At 67.6% G+C, this 1885-nt stretch carries 3 protein-coding genes; 1 reads left to right on the forward strand and 2 read right to left on the reverse strand.

The features are described from left to right. The coding region (locus PGX04_RS26490) for an MBL fold metallo-hydrolase (protein WP_273741226.1) at positions 1 to 602 on the forward strand (602 nt) is incomplete at its 5' end. On the opposite strand, the gene PGX04_RS26495 is transcribed toward PGX04_RS26490, so the two are convergent. Both PGX04_RS26495 and PGX04_RS26500 read right to left on the reverse strand, forming a co-directional pair. Further along, positions 575 to 1564, reverse strand: coding sequence for a TIGR03617 family F420-dependent LLM class oxidoreductase (locus tag PGX04_RS26495; RefSeq protein ID WP_273741227.1), 990 nt, complete (start codon positions 1562 to 1564; stop codon positions 575 to 577). The two genes, PGX04_RS26490 and PGX04_RS26495, sit on opposite strands and share 28 nt — an antisense overlap. Positions 1565 to 1658: 94 nt before the next feature. After that, positions 1659 to 1885, reverse strand: a 227-nt coding sequence (locus PGX04_RS26500) for an NAD(P)-dependent oxidoreductase (RefSeq protein WP_273741228.1), incomplete at its 5' end; no start/stop codon positions are given.

The raw sequence follows: 1885 nt of genomic DNA on the forward strand, positions 1-1885 counted from the left end.
GGGAGATCGAGCGCGCCAGGTCCTCCCTCGAGCGCAACCGCCGGTTGCTCGCGCCTGAGGAGACCGTCCCGTTCGAGTTCGGCGAGCCGTTCGTCGTCACGGGCCGCGAGTTTGAGGCCGTCCACACGCCCGGCCACCAGATCCACCATGCGAGCCTCGAAACGGAGCTGAACGGCGAACGCGCCCTGTTCAGCGGCGACGCGCTCATCGAGCCGTTCCGACCCGGCGCGATCCACGTCGGCCTCGATTTCGGGGCCTACGAGGCCGTCGACGCCTTCCACGCCGCGATGGACCGACTCGAGGGGCGGGCCATCGATCGCGTTTTCCCCGGGCACGGTCCAGTCTTCACCGAGTACGAGGGCGTGATCGACACCACTCGATCCTCGCTCGAGGCGCTCGCGGCCGAGACCCTCGAGGCAGTCTCGGCCGTCGGGCCCGCGACGCCCGTCGAAATCACCCGGAACCGCACCGGTGAGGTCCGCCATCCGGCCCAGTTGCTCGACACGCTCGGCGCGCTCGGCACGCTCGAGGCCCGAGACAGGATCGAGTACGAGGACCGCGACGGCGTCCGCTACTACTCGGTCAGAAAGGCCTCGCCGTGATCGAGCGGGAGGACGACCCGATCGGCGATGCCGCCGTAGACGTCCTCGGCCCGGGCGAGTAACGCTTCTGGCGGCGCTTCGATCGCAAACGTCGCCACCATTTCGTCGGTGACGAGGTCGGTCATCTCCTCCCAGCGCTGCTCCCTCGAGAGCTCGTGTAACTCTTCGCCAACCGACCGCCAGCCGTGGTGGGCGAGCACGTCGTGGTAGGTCCGGGTGCTGCCGTAGAAGGCGATGCGCCGGCGCACCGCCGCCCGCGATCGCTCGCGTTCCTCCTCGGTGTCCCCCGTCACGACGAACGGGCTCGCGGAGAGCGACACGTCCTCGAGCGATCGGTCCTCGCGGTCGGCCCCCTCGGCGACGGTCGGAGCGATGACCTCGTCGGTGTAGCCGGGGGTGTTGAACGGGTGCATCGCCAATCCGTCGCAGAGCTCGCCCGCGAGCCGGATGTTGTACTCGTTGACGCCCGCGATGTAGATCGGGACGTCGGGATGGTCGATCGGTCCGGGGTTGAAATTGTCCGTCATGAGCGAGAACGAGTAGTGGTCGCCGTCGTAGTCCAGTTCGGCCTCGCCCTGAAAGACATCGAAGATGTGCCGGAGGGACTCGACGACCTCCCGCAGTCTGGGTCCCGGCGACGCCCAGTCGACGCTGAACCGGCGCTCGTTGTGGCCCTTGACCTGCGTGCCGATTCCGAGCACGAACCGGCCGTCGGAGTACTGCGCGAGATCCCACGCGGTGTAGGCCAGCGCCATCGGACTGCGGGTAAACGATAGCGCGATGCGCGTTCCCTGTTGGATCGTCTTCGTCCGCTCCGCGATCAGCGGATGGGGGAGAAAGGCGTCGTTGTCCATCTCGGGCGTCCAGACACCGTCGAATCCGAGGGTTTCTGCGCGCGCGGCGGCCGCGCCGGAGTCGGTCGACAGTCCGGGCACCATCGCGTCGATGCGAAGATCTGACATACACGATGCTCGACGTGACGGGGCTTCAATCTATGGCCGCGTTTCGCGACCGTCACGGAAAACGAGCGCCGGTAACCAGTTCCAGCAGACCGCCTCAGACGATGCGATTCTCGAGGGCCTCGCCCTCGCGGAACCGCTCGTAGTTTCGCACGAAGACGTCCGCACAGCGCTCCCAGTAGTGGGGGGTACTGCCGGCCATGTGCGGCGTCACGAGCACGTCGTCGCGATCCCACAGCGGCGATTCTTCGGGAAGCGGTTCGCCCTCGAAGACGTCCAGCGCCGCGCCGCCGAGTTCGTCGGCCTCGAGCGCGTCGGGGAGAT

This window comes from Natrinema soli (assembly GCF_028618695.1).

Excerpts from the sequence above, each read along its gene's own strand:
- PGX04_RS26495 (WP_273741227.1), bottom strand. The coding sequence starts at position 1,564 with ATGTCAGATCTTCGCATCGACGCGATGGTGCCCGGACTGTCGACCGAC.